Origin of the sequence: Pollutibacter soli, from assembly GCA_029269725.1 — a bacterium.
GTDB lineage: Bacteria > Bacteroidota > Bacteroidia > Chitinophagales > Chitinophagaceae > Pollutibacter > Pollutibacter soli.
In genome coordinates, this window is record JARJHS010000035.1 from 1 (window position 1) to 509 (window position 509).

Consider the following 509-nt stretch of genomic DNA (forward strand, 5'->3'; position numbering starts at 1 on the left):
TTCACAGCCGTATCCCAGGTACAGAAATACGCTGCTCCTTTATAGAACAGCATTGCCTCCGTATTCTGTGCCGGCATATCCATCGAACCCGTTACCTCATAGGTTTGCGGATTGATGGTGTATACCTTATTGGAGAACAGTGTTGAAACGTAGGCCTTGGTATCGCTTACCTGGAGGATGTGACGAGGCTTGGGAACCGATATAGAAGTCACCTGCTTTTTGCTGGCCGCTTCTATTACGACGACCTTATCGGAGTTGTTTATGCAGAGGAACAATTTATCGCCGATGCGCTGCATGCTTTCAAACACATCACCTAACGGTTGACCATTTATGGCTTGGTAAATATCGTTGCTGATCTGTCCGTCGTTAGACTGGTACACACTCAAAGAAGCATTGCCATTGCCAAGGCTGCCTTCGCATACTATGTACACGTTGCCCGCCGTGTCAGTATTGACGGGCAATGCAGGTTCTGCGGGCTTGTCTTTTACGCAGGCGCTGAAGAAGATCAG

The 509-nt window shown here is 48.5% G+C and carries 1 protein-coding gene; it reads right to left on the minus strand.

From position 1 onward, the window contains the following. Positions 1 to 509, minus strand: a 509-nt coding sequence (locus P2W82_RS24735) for a YncE family protein (RefSeq protein ID WP_336518637.1), incomplete at both ends; no start/stop codon positions are given.